This is a genomic window from Brucella sp. NBRC 14130, assembly GCF_040371715.1.
GTDB lineage: Bacteria > Pseudomonadota > Alphaproteobacteria > Rhizobiales > Rhizobiaceae > Brucella > Brucella intermedia.
Genome location: NZ_BAABTE010000001.1, coordinates 183,759 through 200,034, shown reverse-complemented (window position 1 = coordinate 200,034; position 16,276 = coordinate 183,759). Strand labels below are relative to the sequence as shown.

Here is a 16,276-nt window from a genome sequence, read left to right as displayed (position 1 = left end):
TTCATCTGCCTTTCCATACGGGATCGCGCTTTTCGACCGCTGCGCGCGGTCCTTCCAGTGCGTCTTCGCTTTCGATCAGCAATTTGAACAGCGGGAAATTACCGGCCCGCATGGCGGCGTAACTTTCGGCCAGACCCATATGTTCGGCCATACGCGCTGTCTGTTTGGCTGCGGCAACAGAAAGCGGTGCGGAGCGCAGGATACGGGCAGCGAGCGCACGGGCTGCGCTCATCAGCTCCGCCTGCGGCACCACGTCATTGACCAAACCCCAGCGGAGGCAGTCCTGCGCGCTAAAGCGCCGCCCTCCATAAAGAACTTCGTTCGCTATAACCTTGGGCAGGAGCTTGGGCAGAACGAATGAGCCGATATCCGGCAGAACCCCGAGCGAAGTTTCCGGCAGCCAGAATTGCGCGTGGTCGGCGGCAATGATGAAATCGGCAGTAAGGAGAATTTCGAAACCCGCGCCGATGGCATAACCGTTGACCGCGCAGATGATGGGCTTCTCCAATCCGGGCAATTCGGAAAAGCCATAGATTCCGCCCTGACCATAGTCGGCGATATAGCCATCTCCGCCGGTCGAAGCCGCTTCGTTCAGATCCCAGCCGGCGGAAAAAAACTTCTCGCCCCCACCTGTGAAAATAGCAACGCGCAGATCCGGGTCGTCGCGAAACATGGCGAAGGCATCGCCCAGCTTTCGGCTGGTTGGCTGGTCGATGGCATTGGCCTTTGGCCGGTCGAGCGTGATCTCCAATATCTGACCGTTGCGAACGGCCTTTACCTCGTCAGTCATCAAGCTCTCCTGTTGCGTATCAGGGCATCGACGGCGATTGCATTGTCCGCTGTGACAATGAGCGGGTTGATGTCGAGTTCCTCAAGTTTCCCTGCCTGTTCGAGCGCATAGTTGCCAACCAGCCACGCGGCCTCGACGGCGGCTTCGATATTGGCTTTTGGCCTGCCGCGAAAGCCGGTGAGAAGGGGGGCGGAGCGCAGGGTAAGAAGCGCCTCGCGGATTTCATCGCGGCTCGCAGGTAAGAGCAGCGACCGTGTATCGTTCCAAAGCTCAACCATCACGCCACCTGCGCCAATGGTCAGATAAAGCCCGAATTGCGGGTCGCGCGCGATGCCGATAATCAGTTCAGCCACACCACCCTGAACCATTTTCTCGACCAGAAAATCGCATTTCAAAGGGGCAAGCGAAAGGGCGGCAGCGCGTACTGCTTCGGCATTCGCCAGATTGAGGCACACCGCCGCCATTTCCGTTTTGTGAAGCAAGTTCTCACCCACCCCCTTGAGGACGACGGGGTAACCCAGCTTTTCGGCAAGGGCGACAGCATCGTCGATAGTCGATACTACGCCGCCCGTCGGGGTGATGAGGCCGATTTCGCGCAAGGCGGATTTCGATGACCACTCGTCCAATGCGGTGGCTGCAGATGGCGACGCCGGCGCTTGGTCAGCCAGCATTGGAGATTGCGGTTTCGACCAGATTTCGCCAATCCAGGCAGCATTGGCTGCTGCCGCAAGCGCAGTTGCAAGCCCCATCATCGGGGCTATTCCAGCTGCTATCAGACGTTCGGCGTGGGCTTCCGTCATATTCTCCGGCAAACTGGCAACCAGCGCAAAGCGACCGCCTCCAGCTTCGTGCGCCGCTATCGCCGCTTCGAGCGATGTTTCGCAACCATTGTCAACACAACGGTCCCCACGGGGGAAGTCGAGCACCAGTATGGTCAGACCGAAATTGCCATCGAGCATAGCGCGATAGGTCTCAGTCAGCGACGGCCCGTTTCCCCATGTAAAGGTGTGATAGTCGAGGGGGTTCGAGATGGTAACCATCTCGGGCAGGGTGGCGCGAAGCCTGTTTGCCTCGTCCGGCGCCAACGGTCTGAGATCGAGACCAGCGGCGCTTGCAAGATCGCCGACGAGTGAAGCTTCGCCGCCCGAACAGCTCATAGAGCCGAGGCTGTTGTCCGGTGAGGGGCCAAGCACATGAAGCAGCTTCAGCGTTTCGACAAATTCGTCGAGCGTTCCAACACGCAGGACGCCACATCGCGCAAAGAAAGCGTCGGCAAGCGTGTCGGCTCCAGCTAGCGATGCCGTGTGTGAGAGGGTCATCGCCTGTGCCGCGGCGGAAGTTCCGACCTTGATGGCGACAACCGGTTTTCTCATCTCACGTGCTCTGGCGAAAACACGTTCCAACCGTGAAATATTGTCGAAGCCTTCTATATGCAAACCTAGAACGGTAACCCGCGGGTCTTCGAGCGCGGCTTCCGCCAATTCGGAAAGACCGGTCTGTGCCTGATTTCCGGCTGTCAGCACATAGGCTATGGGAAGACCCCGACGCTGCATCGTAAGATTGATAGCTATATTGGACGATTGCACGACGATGGCGGCGCCGCTTTCCACCCTCTTGCCGCCATGCTGATCGGGCCACAGCAAGGCTCCATCAAGGTAGTTGATGAAGCCGTAGCAGTTGGGGCCGAGGATCGGCATTTCGCCTGCCGCCGCCAGCAGGGCCTGATTGCGTTCGGCGCCGTCGGATACTTCGTTGAAGCCAGATGCAAAGCACACCGCGCCGCCACTTCCTCGCGCCGAGAGCTGGCGAACAATTTCGATTGTTCCGTCGCGGTTGACGCCGATGAAGCTTACATCCGGTGCGCCGGGAAGGTCGGCGACAGATCGATAGCAGGGAATATCGTCGATAGTATCGCGGGTGGGGTGGACAGGCCAGAGTTCTCCCTCAAAGCCCATTTTGCGGCATTGCCTGAGCACAGCCGTAGACCATCCTCCGCCAAAGATGGCTATGGAACGGGGACGCAAGACACGAGACAGGTTCTTTTTGCTCACGGTCAGGCTCCGAGCGGGCGAAGGAGGTCGCGGGCGATGATATGGCGCTGGATTTCGCTTGTGCCGTCCCATATCCGCTCGACACGCGCATCACGCCAGAAGCGTTCCAGCGGGAGGTCGTCCATCAGGCCCATGCCTCCATGCACCTGAATGGCCCGATCGGTGACGCGAGCCAGCATTTCCGATGCGTAGACTTTCGCCGAGGCGATCTCGCGGTTTGCGGGCAATCCCTGATCGAGACGCCAGGCCGCTGCCAGCGTCAGCCAGTCGGCGGCATCGATTTCGGTGACGGAATCGGCAAGCTGGAAGCCGACGCCCTGAAAGCGACCGATGGGCTGGCCAAATTGCTTACGCTGGGCGGCGTAGTCGACCATCATGTCGAATACGCGGCGCGCGCGCCCCACCGCCATTGTCGCAACTGTTATGCGGGTAGCGTAAAGCCACTCATTCATGACCGCAAAGCCACCATCCACCTCTCCGAGCACCTGCGCATCGGGAAGACGGCAGTCGTCGAATTCAAGGATCATGTTCTTGTAGCCGCGATGGCTGACGGATTTGTAACCCTCGCGGATGGTGAAGCCCGGTGTTCCACGATCCACCAGAAAGGTCGTGATTTTCTTCTTCGTTCCGGCGGAGGACTGTTCCTCGCCCGTCGCCATGAAGACAATGACGAAGTCGGCGTGCTCGGCGCCGGAAATGAAATGCTTGGTGCCGTTCAGTACCCAGTCGTCACCATCGCGGCGCGCATTGGCTTTCATGCCCCGAATGTCGGAGCCGGCGTCAGGTTCTGTCATGGCAAGTGCATCCATCCTTTCGCCGCGCACCGCTGGCAGGAGATAGCGCTCGATCTGCTCACCCTTGCAGGCCATCAGGATATTTTGCGGGCGTCCGAAAAAATGGGTGAGCGCCATCGACCCGCGTCCCAGCTCGCGCTCCACCAGCGCGAACTCCAGATGGGAAAGTCCGGGGCCACCCGCCGATTCCGGGAAATTGCTGGCATAGAAGCCAAGTTCGATGGTCTTCCGCTTGATTTCGTCACCGATTTCCTCCGGCACGTAACCAAGCCGCTCGACGGTCGTTTCATGCGGATAAATCTCGTTCTCGACAAAGCTTCGAACTGTCGAGACGATCATTTCCTGTTCTTCAGTCAGTCCGAAATGCATAGCGTTCCTCCCAGTCGCTTTGCCAGACCGTCCCGGCCTATGGCGTCGTTATTTCTATAAGTGCGGGCCCCTCGACCGCCTGGGCGCGGTGAAGCGCACCGGCGAGTTGCGCAAGGTCGAGGGCGCCTGGATGAAGCGCATCCTGATTGTGTTGATTAGTCAGACGGATATGTTCCCCCGGGATGCCATAGGCCTGCGCGAGCTTGAGAAAATCGGGAGGTGTCGGGCGCACGCCCACGGGCTCGATACCCCGAGAAAGCATGTAATCTTCGATTTCCTGATAACCGTGATTGTTCCAGACGACGAAGATCACCGGCGCTTTTTCGTCTGCGGCAGTACCGAGGGTGCCGAGGCAGAACTGGAAACCGCCGTCTCCCACCAGGCAGACCACCGGTGTGTCGGCCTGCGCAAGACTGGCGCCCACTGCGGCCGGAGGACCAAATCCGAGCGCGCCGTACCCGGTCGAAGCATTGAACCAGCTTCGTGCGCCATCGGCCTCGAAGAAAAGGTTGCCAGCATAGGCGAGCTGCGTGGAATCCCCGACTATGATACTGCCGGGCAGCGCATCCCGAATGGTGTCCAGAACTCCGGTCAAAGCCTGCATCTTGGGTGAAAGGAAGTCGTATGCCGCAGCCTTGGCCGCCGTTGCGCGCTCCTTTCCGTCCTCACGTGGTGCCTGAGGAAGAAGCTGCAGAGCAGAGATGAGCTCTGCCGTTATTGGGGCGGCATCGCCCACGATCATCAGGCTAGCCGGGGCGCCGGTTGCCTCCGCATCCGGGTCGATGTCGATGCGGATCATTCTGGCAGGAGGCTCGAAACCTCCATCCACATACATATCGTAATCGGTCGGACCGAACTGGGTTCCTATCGCAATGACGAGATCGGCATCGGCGATCAGCTGGCGGATAGGCGGCAGGCTGGGGCTTGCCTGCACTACGAGCGGATGACGGCCAAGCAAACCACGGGCGTTCGTTGTGGTCACCACCGGGGCGTCGAGCATCTGCGAAAGGGTGGAAACCGCATCACCCGTCCGGTTGGCGCCTCCGCCTGCGAGGATCAAAGGACGGCGGGCTTCGGCGCAAAGTGTTGCGGCGGCTTTGATTTTTCCGACATTGGAACCCACAGCCGTAGCGGTCGCAGTTGCCGGGGACTTGCGCAAGTTTCCTTCAAACGGAGCTTCCATAAGGTCCGTCGGGATTTCAATATGGACAGGGCCCGGACGTCCGGATTTCATCCGGGCGAAGGCACGGCCAACCACTTCTGCAAGATCGCCGGGCTGTTCCAGTCGCTCTGACGACAGGGCGATTGTTCGCATGGTCGCGGACTGGTCGGGAAGCTCATGCAGGTGCCCCTTATATTGTCCAAGCGTGTGGCGCGCGTTGACGCCCGAGATGACGAGCATCGGTATGGAATCGGCTCGGGCCTGGGCCATCGGGGTTATCGCATTGGTGAGGCCCGGACCGGTAATCAGCAGGCAGACACCCGGCTTGCCCGAAACTCGCGCATAGCCATCTGCCATGAAGCCCGCATCCTGTTCGTCGCGCGGGGTAACATGCCGGATGCTCGATCCGGCAAGGCCACGATAAAGTTCGGCTGTGTGCACGCCCGGAATGCCAAATACTGTATCGACATCGTAAGCTTCCAGAAGGCGGATCAGCGCTTGTCCGACCGTTATTTCGCTGCTCATGAAACCAGACTTTCCGCTCTGTAGTTGAGGCTGCGGGCAAAACGGGCAATGCGGTCACATGCCTCGATTATGCTGACTTCAGGAACGGTGACGCTCATGCGGACCAGATTCTTCGCGACCTGACCGAAAGACGTGCCAGGCATCATCGAGACATAGTGTTCCTCAAGCAGCCGGCTGGCGAATTCCTCGCCATCGAGGCCAGTGCCGCCAATATCCAGCAGCACGAACATGCCCGCTTCCGGCATCAGGGGCTTGATCCCCGCAACGCCTTGCAAACGCTCTACGATCAGCTCGGACCGCGCCTGGTACTGCGCGCGCATGATTGAGGCTGTAGGCAGATCATGTGTCAGCGCATAGGCTGCCATGTCGGCAATGAACGGCTGTCCACCGAAGAGCATGGATTCAGAGAAAGGCAGCAATCTCTGGCAAAACTCCTCGGAACCGACTGCCCAGCCTGCACGAAAGCCGGGGGCCGCGTGTGACTTCGATATGGAGGAGACCACGATGGTGCGGTCAGCCATTTCAGGAAGGTCGAGCGGCGACGCAAATGCGGCGCCGAAAGTAAGCTCTTCATAGACCTCATCGCACACGATCCAGAGATCGTGCTTGCGGCAGACTTCGCTGATCGCAGCAATTTCGGGTTTTGTGAGAACCGCTCCGGTCGGATTGTGCGGGTTGTTGAGAAGCAATGCCCGGCAGCCGGGCGTGATTGCCGCTTCCAGTATTTCCGCTCGAAGATGAAAGCCATCTTCGGCCCGCAGTGGCACCGGGACGATATCGGCTCCCGGCGCCCGCACGACGCCTTCATAGGTCGCGTAATAGGGGTCGGGGACGAGAACCTTGTCGCCGCTCTCGACCAATCCTGTCAGAACGGCATAAAGCGCTGTTTGGGTTCCGGGAAAATAGAGGACATTACTGGTCGTGATGGCACGGCCGGTGCGCTTTGAATATTTTGCCGCCAGGGCCGCCAGCACCGCCGGTTCGCCGCGACCGCTGGAATAGCGTGTGCGTCCGGCGCGCATGGCATTATTGCAGGCTTCGAGCAGCGAGGCATCTGGGGCAACGTCAGGTTCGCCGATCGTAAATTCTATGACGGGATGGCCAAGCGCGCGCAGTTCCCTGCCTCGTGCATGGACCCGCCATTTGTCCGAACCCAGCCCTGAGAGTCTATCGGTGATGGAGGCGTAATGCATGTCATTCTCTCGGAAGTGGTGGCGCGTCAGGAAGCTCGATGCCGAGAAGAGCGCCGATTGAGCTTAGTCCGATGCCAATTTGCGTGGTTTCGTCGATTTCATCCGCGCTGAGACAGCCTTCGATCCAAAGGCCGTCAATCAGGGCGTTGACCGCGATGGCAAGGTTTCGGCACGATTGCGGGGCCGGTTCCCGGCCTTCTGCCGATAACACCTCGGCAATCAAGGTTTCCGTGGCCCGCCGGAAAGCCAGATACCCTTCGCGATGTTCGTGCTCCAGATCCGGATCAAGATGAACCTGGCTCACGAAAGTCGCCCAGAGCGAAAGCATCCGGGGATCGGCCACGGCTCCGCCAAGGCTGGCTGCGATGAACCGCGTCAGCCGGTCGTGAGGCGTGCCGCCGTCCGATTCCAGAACGCTCAATGCGGGCAGGGTCATCATTTCGATCATGCGCTGGTAGGCGGCGGCGATGAGATTGGCCTTCGATGCGAAATGATGGCGGATCAGGCCATTGCTCACGCCTGCACGCGCCGCAACTGCACGAACCGTTGTCGCCTGTATTCCGAGATCGGCAATGCAGTCGAGCGTTGCCTCTATCATGTCCGTGCGACGATCGAAGTCCGGCGCACGTCGAAACGATGCGGTCATCCTCTCCTCCCTCGATGTCTGACTATGCACTTGCGCAATACTTATTCAAGTGTATAGTCAACGTCAAGGGAACGGTTGGCCGCTTGTCGAGAAGTCGAAAGAACTCCGAAGTGGCTGATAATAAAGCAATATCCAGGTGGCTTGCGACAAACCGTAAAGGTGTCGGGCCAAGGGAGGTTTGTGCCGCATGAGTCAAGGCGAAGAGGCGATCTCCGTCGTCGACCTTCACAAGCGTTTCGGTGATCTCGAGGTGCTTAAAGGCGTTTCACTCAGGGCGCGCGAGGGCGATGTTATCGCCATTATTGGCGGATCGGGCTCCGGCAAATCGACATTTCTTCGCTGCATCAACATGCTGGAATTGCCGACATCGGGGGCGGTCACCATCCACGGTGAAACCATCGCCATGCGAAACACCGGCAATGGCGGCCAGATACCCGCGGACCGAAGGCAGATCGAGCGTATTCGCACGCGGCTTGGAATGGTCTTCCAGAGCTTCAATCTATGGCAGCACATGACCGTTCTGGAGAATGTGATCGAAGCGCCTGTGCATGTGCTGGGCGTGCCCAAGGCCGAAGCGACAGAGCGGGCCGAAGCGCTTTTAAGGCGCGTCGGACTTTACGAGAAGCGAGACGTCTATCCGGCTTTCATGTCCGGTGGCCAGCAGCAGCGTGCCGCGATTGCGCGGGCGCTGGCGATAGAGCCATTGGTGATGCTTTTCGACGAGCCGACATCCGCGCTGGACCCTGAACTGGTCGGCGAGGTTCTCACTGTTATCGGTGATCTGGCCAAGGAAAAGCGCACGATGATCCTGGTTACGCACGAGATGAAGTTCGCCCGCAAGGTCGCCAATCACATCGTTTTTCTGCACGATGGCAGGATTGAGGAAGAGGGACCTCCCGAAGAGGTCTTCGGGGCGCCCAAATCCGAGCGATTGAAGAAATTTATCAGTTCAACACACTGAAATGGGAATGGGAGGAGTACCAATGAAGTGTCTTTTAGCTAGTCTGTGCGTCGGTGTAGCATTTGCCCTTGCGGGCGTGGGGGCGGCAAGTGCCGAACAGGTGAAGCTCGGTATCGCAGCCGAACCTTATCCCCCTTTCACGGAACCGGACGCCACGGGAAAATGGCACGGCTGGGAAATCGATTTTGCGGATGCAGTCTGCAAAGAGGCCAAGCTTGATTGCGTGGTCACGCCGGTCGCCTGGGATGGCATCATTCCCGCACTCACCACCGGCAAGATCGACATGATCGTCGGCTCAATGTCGATGACGCCTGAACGTCTCAAGACGATCGATTTCTCGGACAAATATTATAATACACCGACGATTGTCATCGGCACCAAGGATCTCAAATTCGACGCGACGCCGGAGGGGTTGAAGGACAAGACGATTGGCGTGCAGGTTTCTACCATCCATCAGGCTTACGCGGTGAAGCATTTCGCGCCCGCCGGTGCCACGATCAAGGAGTATCAGACGCAGGACGAAGCCAACAACGACCTCACCGCCGGGCGCATCGATGCCGTGCAGGCGGACTCGCTGGCTCTGCGGACGTTCCTTGCGACGGATAACGGCAAGGCATGCTGCGAGGAAAAGGGAACCGTCGCTAAGGATGTTGAAGTTCTGGGGCCGGGCGTGGGCATCGGATTGCGCAAGGGCGATACGGAACTCAAGGACAAGCTGAACGCCGCGATCAAGACCATCCGCGCGAATGGAACCTACGATACCTTCACCAAAAAATATTTCGATTTCGACATTTACGGCCAGTGAGTTTCCTGGCCAGCCGGTATCTCTTCGGCTGGCCTCCCTGATTTCAGCATGAACGGAACTGCCCATGGATGCACCACTGATCAACTGGAGCCTGCTTGCTCTCAATCCGCCGGGTTGGGGAGGGGTGCTTCTGCAGGGTTTCTGGCACACGCTGCAAATTGCCGTTGGCGGTTATTCGCTCGGTCTGCTGATCGGCATGTTCGGTGCGCTGGGCAAGCTCTATGGCGGCCCGATCATTCGCGACCTTCTGGAAGTGTATACGACAGTGGTCCGCGCCGTGCCGGAACTGGTCCTGATCCTTATCCTGTACTACGCGGGCACCGACCTGTTGAACCAGCTGCTTGCTCTGTTTGGCCATGGCAAAGTCGATATCAGCGGGCTTGCGGCCGGCATTTTCGTCATCGGTGTCGTGCAGGGCGCATATTCGACGGAAGTCCTGCGCGGTGCGATCAAAGCGATCGCGCCCGGCCAGATCGAGGCGGCCCGCGCATTCGGCATGCCCCCGTCCAAGATGCTCAGACGCATCACGATACCGGCCATGCTGCCCTTCGCCATACCTGGCCTTGCCAATCTGTGGCTTATCTCAACCAAGGATACAGCACTTCTGGCGGTTGTCGGCTTTAGCGAACTGACGCTGGTGACGAGACAGGCAGCGGGCACGACCAAGCATTATCTGCTGTTCTTCATGGCGGCTGGCGTGCTGTACCTCGGGCTTACCCTGATTTCGAACGTCTTCATCGGCATTGTCGAGCGGCGCGCGCGCCGTGGTTTCGCACGGATTGACTGAGATGAGCACATCTTCAGCAGTATTGGAAAACCGGACATCCGCCAGAAACTGGCTCGAACCGCACCGCCTTGTGCTGATTGTCATCGCTATCGCACTGTTCACCTCGGCGGTGGTGTTTGGCCGCTGGGACTGGCTGCCGCAATACCTGCCCCGTCTGGGTTCCGGCATCGTGGTAACTCTGTTCATGCTGTTCGGGTCTGCAATTCTGGGGTTTATGCTGGCTCTGCCGCTGGGATTGCTTCAGGTGACTGGCCCATGGTGGTTGAGCTGGCCAGCGAAGGCGTTCTGCACCGTCATCCGGGGAACACCATTGCTGCTGCAGCTTTGGCTGCTCTATTACGGCCTTGGTTCGCTGTTCCCCTCCATTCCCGGCATTCGCGGCTCCTTTATCTGGCCTTATCTGCGCGAGGCATGGCCGTATGGACTTGCCGCGCTGACGATCTCTTTCGCGGCCTATGAGGGGGAGGTCATGCGCGGTGCGTTTGCCGGTGTGCCGTCCGGTGAGCTGCAGGCCGGTCGTGCATTCGGCATGTCGCCCTGGAAAGTGTTTCGCCGCATCTGGCTGCCGCGCGCGATCCATCGCGCCCTGCCGACACTGAACGGCGAAACGGTCCTTCAATTGAAAGCGACGCCGCTGGTAGCAACCATAACCGTCGTCGATGTCTACGGCGTCGTTTCGCGGGTGCGCCAGGAAACCTATCTCACTTATGAGCCGCTTCTGCTGCTGGCCTTGATCTACATGATATTGACCGCGGGTCTGGTCCTGGTCTTCCGGCGTCTCGAGAACCGAATTCCGACAAGAGGTGCTTGAATGCGCGATTTTTCAACTGCTATTCGCAACAACCTTCCAGAGCTGACAGCCTTGCGGCACGACCTTCATGCCCACCCCGAACTGGGACTCGAGGAGAAACGGACTTCCGATATCATTGCGCGGCAGCTCGAGGCTCTGGGATACAAGGTCACGCGAGGACTTGCGAAAACCGGGGTCATCGGGACTTTGACGAATGGATCGGGCCGGAAGTCGGTCGGCATTCGTGCCGATATCGACGCGCTTCCCATTCATGAGCAGACAAATCTGCCCTATTCCAGCAAGTCCCCGGGTCTGATGCATGCCTGTGGACATGATGGCCATACGACCATGTTGCTCGGTGCTGCCAAGGCTCTGGCTGAGCGGCGCAATTTCGACGGAACCATTCATCTGATTTTCCAGCCGGCGGAAGAGAATTTCGGCGGCGCCAAGATCATGATAGACGAAGGATTGTTCGACCGTTTTCCTTGTGATGCTGTTTTTGCCCTTCACAACGATCCCGGCATTCCCCTCGGCAAGTTTGCCTTCCGCGATGGGCCGATCATGGCTGCGGTCGATGAGGCGTTTATCAGGGTGAACGGCTACGGCGGTCACGGTTCGGAACCGGAAAAAACTGCCGATCCCATAACAGCGGGGGCTTCGATTGTGATGGCCCTGCAGACCATCAAGTCGCGTAACGTGCCAGCGCTCGATCCGGCAGTTGTGACGGTTGCCGCATTCCATGGTGGTTCGGCCAGCAATATCATTCCGTCGACGGCAGAAATCGTCGTCGGTATTCGCACTTTTTCGCCCACCATCCGCGATCAGATCGAGCAACGCATCAAACGTGTTGCAGCGCATCAGGCAGAGAGCTTCGGACTAACTGCTGAAGTGGAGTATCTGCGCAGTTATGATGCGACGATCAACCATACCGCGGAAACTGATTTCGCACGCTCCCTGGCGGTGAAGTCGTTTGGCGCGACGAACGTGATCGATCTGGAGCGTCCTTTCATGGGCAGCGAGGATTTTGCCTATATGCTCCGTGAGCGACCCGGAACCTACTTCTTTGTGGGGGGCGGCAAGGGCGAGAACGATTTCCAGCTCCACCACCCGTCTTACGATTTCAACGATGATCTGATCCCCATCGGCGCGGCCTTCTGGACCGAGCTTGCTGAAGCCTATCTCAAACCCGAGTGATTTCCATGACCGCCGTTTATCAATTCAATGCAGCTATCGTCCGCACGCCGGGACGATCCGTCGTCAATGGTTTGCGCGCCGATGACAGGGGTAATCCGACTTACGAAGGTGTCAGGGAAGAACACGAAGCCTATGTGCAGGCGTTGCGAAACGCTGGTGTCGAGGTGACGGTTCTGCCGCCGATGGAGGATTTTCCGGATTCGATATTTGTAGAAGATCCGGCGCTGGTGTTCCACGAAGGCGCAGTTCTGCTGCGTCCTGGCGCACCATCGCGCATGGGTGAGACGGCTGAAATCGAACCGGTTCTGCGTTCGCTCTTTGAGAATGTCGTGTCGCTCCCTTCGCCCGGTTTTGCCGATGGCGGTGATGTGCTGGTGACGCCCAAGGTGGTGATGATCGGCCTGTCGGCGCGTACCGACAAGAGTGGCGCCGAAGGGCTTCGGGCTGCACTGGCAGCGCTCGGACACGCCGCCGAAATTGTAGAGACGCCCAAGGGTGTACTGCACTTCAAGACCGACTGTTCGCTGCTGGACGAGGAGACGGTGCTTGCGACGCACAGGCTGGCGGGCTCCGGCTTCTTTCGAGGCATGCGTGAAATTGTGACGCCGGAAGGTGAAGAGGCAGCCGCCAATGCGCTTCGGGTCAACGATGTCGTTTTCGTCGGCGCGGACTATCCCCGCACGATCGATAAGCTTGATAAGGAGGGATATAAGGTTGTTGCCCTCAAGACAGGCGAAATCGGGCGGATCGATGCAGGCCTGTCATGCATGTCGCTCAGATGGCGGCGATAGTCAAAAAAAGGTTCTAAAAATGGATCGGCGCGGTAATTCCGCGCCGATTTTCGTTTGATGTTGCTTCAGGCCCGACGCCTCTACGATGACGCGTTCAACGCACGAGAGAACGTTTGAAGCGAGCTTCGAGTTTCGCCTGGCCATATTCCAGAACGACGGACAGGGCCCAGTAGATCATCGATGCGGTTATGAGCATTTCGATGTGCCGGAACTCGGTCTGGCCTTGTGTGCGGGCAAGATACATGAGTTCCCATACGCCGATGACGGAGACCAGCGACGAGTCTTTCAGCATGGCGATGAACTGGTTGCCCGTTGGCGGAATGATGATGCGCATCGCCTGAGGAAGAATGACCAGCCACATTGTTTGTGATGGTCCGAGGCCCAAGGCCGCGGCACCTTCCTGCTGTCCGCGCGGGATGCTTTCGATGCCGGCACGAAAGATTTCCGTCATGTAAGCGCCATAGCACAGGGACAGCGCCAGAATACCGGCGGGAATCGGCCCGATGACATAACCCACCTGCGGCAAGCCCAGGTAAATAATGTAAATCTGCATCAGCAATGGCAGGCCGCGGAAGAGCGATGTGTAGAACGTCGCCAGACCGTAGACCAGACCGTTCTTGGAGAGTTTGGCCACGGCGCCGATGAGCGCCAGAACGGTTGCGAAGAAGATGGAGGCGGTGGAAATATAAAGCGTCGTGACGACGCCCTGACTGATGAGAAATCCGATCTTTCTGGCGATGAATTCAAACGAGAGATTGAATGAATAAAAGAAGATCATCAGCAGCAGGAACAGTTCCGTCCAAATGGCGATGATCTGTGCCCAACGCGGAAAAAGTCTCAGAAAGCTCCAATTGGCGAAGATTATGAGACTGAGCAGAACGGAGGAAAGCAACGTCGCCTTGGTGAAACCCGCCTTCGCGACTTTGGGGTCGATCCCCAGCCAGCTTGTTATGCCCGAGAACCGGACATTCATGAAACAGAAGAGCGCTGTCAGGATAACAAAAAACGCTACCTGAACAGTCCGTTTAGCGGCCTCTGGCCGTGTCAGAAAAAACCTCCCGAGCATATTCTCTCCCCTGTCAGCCTGCTTTTCGCTCGGCAAGCCAATCCTGCATCTGCAATTTCCAATAGGTCAGCTGGGCAGCTGCGAGACCCGCAGCTCCTCCGGCCCAGACCAGCCCGAATTTCTCGAAAAGCTTGTACCGGTCACTTTGTCCGCAGATGGCTTCGGCGACGACCTTGCCGCCGATGGCGGTCGTATTGAGCCCGTGGCCGCCAAATGCCGTGCAATACCATGTGGCGCGGTCCAGCTTGCCGATCTGTGGCATGAGATGTCTCGCATAGGACATAAGGCCCGACCATGCGAGTTCCGTCTTCAGCGAAGCGAGCTGAGGGTAGGTCCCCTCCATTTCGCTGCGCAGTTCCCGCACGACGCCGGGGGTATCCGCTGCTCTTGTCGTGATGCGTCCGCCCCACAACAGTCTGCGGCCACCGTCGATCACACGGTAATAGTCGCCCGCCCGCCGGTTATCACCGATGGCGGATGTGGTGCGAATTGCCGACGCAATCAGTTCGGGCGCTTCCTCGCTTACCATCACATAGGTTGCGATGGGCAGGTAGGCCCGCTTGATCTGCCCGACGAGACCGTCTGTGTAGCCGCCGGTGGTTATCAGTACGGCGCCTGCTTTGACCCGTCCCTGAGCCGTCTTTACAAGCTTGCCATCACCGTGGTCGAGCAATTGAACGACACGGCTGTGCTCGAATATCCGTCCGCCAAGCCGCTCTATCTCGCGCCCAAGCGCCCGCAGATAATTCAAGGGATGGATATGAAAGGCATTGGGATCAGTGACAGACTGGAAATAGCGCCTGGAATTCAAAATGTTGCGGGTTTCGGCTGTTGTATGGAAATCGAGCTTGTAGCCGTAGTCGCGGTAGAGTTCGTCGGCGTAGTGTTTCAGGCTGTCGCCATCGTCATGGCGACGAACGCTCATGATGCCGGGTGATAGCTGGGCTTCCTCGATATTCAGCGAGGCAATGTTCTGGCGAACGAACTCGACGCCTTCGATCGACATTTCGTGAAGCGTTCTGGCGACATTGCTCCCGGCACGGGCGGCAATCGCATCGCCGCCGGTCGCAAAACCGGGGCTGACAAATCCGCCATTGCGCCCTGATGCGCCAAAGCCAATGCTTTCGGCTTCCAGAACAGCTACTTTCTTGCCGGCGCGCGCCATCTGCAAGGCCGCCGACAATCCGGCAAGTCCGCCGCCAATCACCGCGACATCTGCTGTTATCTCACGCTCCAGCGTCGGACGTGCGAAGTCGTCTGCCTTGGTACGGCTGTAGTAAGTGACGGGATATGTCATCGTAACACCAAAATAGGGGTATCGGATGAGCCACCGCATGGATGGCTCATTTCAATATCGAAGCAAGGGACAGGTCAGTCGGCGCTGTAGTCCTTGCCGTACCACTTTGCGGTGAGTGTCCCGAGAGTGCCGTCGGTCTTCATCTGCTTGATGATTTCGCCAATCTTGGCGGTCCATTCGGGATCGTTCTTTTCGGCGATAACGACGAGCGGCTCACGGAAGGCATAGTCGCCTTCGAGGATTTTTACGGGATAGCCGTTCTTGATGGCGTTCTGGGCCGTCTGCTCCGGTGCGACGATCGCATCGATACGAACGCCATCTCCCAGTCTCAGGTCGTCGAACGGCAGCATGGAATCCGCGAAGGTGCGAATTTCACCGGGTTCGAGCTTGTATTCGATGGGGGGAAGGCCGGGGGCGTCGATCTCCAGCTGGTGACGCGCATAATCTTCCGACGTGGTGGCTGTCTCGACGCCGATAACCTTGCCTTTGAGGTCAGCGACCGATTTCGCTTCGCTGTCCTTGTGCACGACATAGACATATGGGCTGTAATAATAAATACCGGCAAAATCGATGACATTGGCGCGCGCCTTGGTCGGCGTGACCGATCCGACGCCTACGTCATAGCGTCCCTGCCAGCGTCCGCCGGTCAAGGTTGCCCAGTCCGGTGTCTCGAAGGATACGGCGACGCCCAGACGCTTGCCGATCTCATTGGCAACGTCAACGTCGAATCCCACGAGCTGGTTGGAATCGTCCAGAAAGCTTTGCGGAGGCCAGCCTGCATTGGTTGCGACAACCATGGCCTTCTTTTCCATGACGCGATCCAGCGTCTCTCCCGCATGAGCCGCGAACCCCGTTGCCAGAATAGCGCCTGCGATACCCATTATTGTTATGATTTTTCTCATCTTATCGACCCCTCCACTGGTCTGACGCACGAGCATTGCATAAACACGCAAGCGTCGGCTAGGCCGCTCGCGGAAACGAATTATGAAATTAGCGTATGATTATATGCTTATCGTGCAGGATTCCGCTGAGGGAGCGCGAATTCGGGGCCGTTC

15 protein-coding genes are annotated in these 16,276 nt (G+C 58.4%); 6 read left to right on the top strand and 9 right to left on the bottom strand.

The features are described from left to right. Nucleotide 1: 1 nt before the first annotated feature. Genes ABWW28_RS00880 through ABWW28_RS00855 form a run of 6 tightly spaced genes read right to left on the bottom strand, consistent with a single transcriptional unit; the run spans nt 2 to nt 7,530 of the window. Nucleotides 2-790, bottom strand: a complete 789-nt coding sequence (locus ABWW28_RS00880; RefSeq protein WP_006472212.1) for an enoyl-CoA hydratase-related protein — start codon at nt 788-790, stop codon at nt 2-4. Next, a complete protein-coding gene (locus tag ABWW28_RS00875; RefSeq protein ID WP_025092074.1) occupies nt 790-2,847 on the bottom strand; it encodes an acetate--CoA ligase family protein in 2,058 nt (685 codons plus the stop codon). The genes ABWW28_RS00880 and ABWW28_RS00875 overlap by 1 nt, the downstream gene beginning before the upstream one ends. After that, nucleotides 2,844-4,004, bottom strand: a complete 1,161-nt coding sequence (locus ABWW28_RS00870; protein WP_006468536.1) for an acyl-CoA dehydrogenase family protein — start codon at nt 4,002-4,004, stop codon at nt 2,844-2,846. The genes ABWW28_RS00875 and ABWW28_RS00870 overlap by 4 nt, the downstream gene beginning before the upstream one ends. Before the next feature lie 37 nt (nt 4,005-4,041). Further along, nucleotides 4,042-5,691 (bottom strand): 5-guanidino-2-oxopentanoate decarboxylase, encoded by a 1,650-nt coding sequence (locus ABWW28_RS00865; protein WP_021588149.1) that lies wholly within the window; start codon nt 5,689-5,691, stop codon nt 4,042-4,044. Then, entirely contained in the window at nt 5,688-6,884 is a 1,197-nt protein-coding gene (locus ABWW28_RS00860) for a pyridoxal phosphate-dependent aminotransferase (RefSeq protein WP_021588148.1), read from the bottom strand. The genes ABWW28_RS00865 and ABWW28_RS00860 overlap by 4 nt, the downstream gene beginning before the upstream one ends. Nucleotide 6,885: 1 nt before the next feature. Then, nucleotides 6,886-7,530, bottom strand: a complete 645-nt coding sequence (locus ABWW28_RS00855; protein ID WP_021588147.1) for a TetR family transcriptional regulator C-terminal domain-containing protein — start codon at nt 7,528-7,530, stop codon at nt 6,886-6,888. 187 nt (nt 7,531-7,717) lie between these two features. On the opposite strand from ABWW28_RS00855, the gene ABWW28_RS00850 reads away from it, so the two are divergent. The 6 genes from ABWW28_RS00850 to ABWW28_RS00825 all read left to right on the top strand — a co-directional run bounded on the left by ABWW28_RS00850 (nt 7,718) and on the right by ABWW28_RS00825 (nt 12,858). Beyond that, nucleotides 7,718-8,491 carry an ABC transporter ATP-binding protein gene (locus tag ABWW28_RS00850; RefSeq protein WP_021588146.1) on the top strand — a complete coding sequence of 258 codons (774 nt, stop codon included), beginning with the start codon at nt 7,718-7,720 and terminating at the stop codon, nt 8,489-8,491. A gap of 22 nt (nt 8,492-8,513) precedes the next feature. Further along, nucleotides 8,514-9,296 carry a transporter substrate-binding domain-containing protein gene (locus ABWW28_RS00845; protein ID WP_021588145.1) on the top strand — a complete coding sequence of 261 codons (783 nt, stop codon included), beginning with the start codon at nt 8,514-8,516 and terminating at the stop codon, nt 9,294-9,296. A gap of 64 nt (nt 9,297-9,360) precedes the next feature. Then, a complete protein-coding gene (locus ABWW28_RS00840; RefSeq protein ID WP_021588144.1) occupies nt 9,361-10,083 on the top strand; it encodes an ABC transporter permease in 723 nt (240 codons plus the stop codon). A 1-nt stretch (nt 10,084) separates the two neighbouring features. Continuing rightward, complete coding sequence (locus ABWW28_RS00835; RefSeq protein WP_051556979.1) at nt 10,085-10,894, top strand: ABC transporter permease; 810 nt, start codon at nt 10,085-10,087, stop codon at nt 10,892-10,894. Then, nucleotides 10,895-12,067, top strand: coding sequence for a M20 aminoacylase family protein (locus ABWW28_RS00830; RefSeq protein ID WP_021588142.1), 1,173 nt, complete (start codon nt 10,895-10,897; stop codon nt 12,065-12,067). 5 nt (nt 12,068-12,072) lie between these two features. Then, nucleotides 12,073-12,858 (top strand): arginine deiminase family protein, encoded by a 786-nt coding sequence (locus ABWW28_RS00825; protein WP_025092071.1) that lies wholly within the window; start codon nt 12,073-12,075, stop codon nt 12,856-12,858. Nucleotides 12,859-12,952: 94 nt separating this feature from the next. On the opposite strand, the gene ABWW28_RS00820 is transcribed toward ABWW28_RS00825, so the two are convergent. From ABWW28_RS00820 to ABWW28_RS00810, 3 genes are all read right to left on the bottom strand, one after another. Next, complete coding sequence (locus ABWW28_RS00820; protein WP_183515119.1) at nt 12,953-13,924, bottom strand: amino acid ABC transporter permease; 972 nt, start codon at nt 13,922-13,924, stop codon at nt 12,953-12,955. A 13-nt stretch (nt 13,925-13,937) separates the two neighbouring features. Next, nucleotides 13,938-15,221 (bottom strand): NAD(P)/FAD-dependent oxidoreductase, encoded by a 1,284-nt coding sequence (locus ABWW28_RS00815; protein ID WP_176588033.1) that lies wholly within the window; start codon nt 15,219-15,221, stop codon nt 13,938-13,940. A 74-nt stretch (nt 15,222-15,295) separates the two neighbouring features. Then, nucleotides 15,296-16,123, bottom strand: a complete 828-nt coding sequence (locus ABWW28_RS00810) for a transporter substrate-binding domain-containing protein (protein ID WP_025092069.1) — start codon at nt 16,121-16,123, stop codon at nt 15,296-15,298. Between the last annotated feature and the right edge of the window lie 153 nt (nt 16,124-16,276).

Excerpts from the sequence above, each read along its gene's own strand:
- ABWW28_RS00835 (WP_051556979.1), top strand. The coding sequence starts at position 10,085 with ATGAGCACATCTTCAGCAGTATTGGAAAACCGGACATCCGCCAGAAAC.
- ABWW28_RS00810 (WP_025092069.1), bottom strand. The coding sequence starts at position 16,123 with ATGAGAAAAATCATAACAATAATGGGTATCGCAGGCGCTATTCTGGCA.
- ABWW28_RS00855 (WP_021588147.1), bottom strand. The coding sequence starts at position 7,530 with ATGACCGCATCGTTTCGACGTGCGCCGGACTTCGATCGTCGCACGGAC.
- ABWW28_RS00860 (WP_021588148.1), bottom strand. The coding sequence starts at position 6,884 with ATGCATTACGCCTCCATCACCGATAGACTCTCAGGGCTGGGTTCGGAC.
- ABWW28_RS00845 (WP_021588145.1), top strand. The coding sequence starts at position 8,514 with ATGAAGTGTCTTTTAGCTAGTCTGTGCGTCGGTGTAGCATTTGCCCTT.
- ABWW28_RS00850 (WP_021588146.1), top strand. The coding sequence starts at position 7,718 with ATGAGTCAAGGCGAAGAGGCGATCTCCGTCGTCGACCTTCACAAGCGT.
- ABWW28_RS00840 (WP_021588144.1), top strand. The coding sequence starts at position 9,361 with ATGGATGCACCACTGATCAACTGGAGCCTGCTTGCTCTCAATCCGCCG.
- ABWW28_RS00870 (WP_006468536.1), bottom strand. The coding sequence starts at position 4,004 with ATGCATTTCGGACTGACTGAAGAACAGGAAATGATCGTCTCGACAGTT.
- ABWW28_RS00815 (WP_176588033.1), bottom strand. The coding sequence starts at position 15,221 with ATGACATATCCCGTCACTTACTACAGCCGTACCAAGGCAGACGACTTC.
- ABWW28_RS00865 (WP_021588149.1), bottom strand. The coding sequence starts at position 5,691 with ATGAGCAGCGAAATAACGGTCGGACAAGCGCTGATCCGCCTTCTGGAA.
- ABWW28_RS00825 (WP_025092071.1), top strand. The coding sequence starts at position 12,073 with ATGACCGCCGTTTATCAATTCAATGCAGCTATCGTCCGCACGCCGGGA.
- ABWW28_RS00880 (WP_006472212.1), bottom strand. The coding sequence starts at position 790 with ATGACTGACGAGGTAAAGGCCGTTCGCAACGGTCAGATATTGGAGATC.
- ABWW28_RS00830 (WP_021588142.1), top strand. The coding sequence starts at position 10,895 with ATGCGCGATTTTTCAACTGCTATTCGCAACAACCTTCCAGAGCTGACA.
- ABWW28_RS00820 (WP_183515119.1), bottom strand. The coding sequence starts at position 13,924 with ATGCTCGGGAGGTTTTTTCTGACACGGCCAGAGGCCGCTAAACGGACT.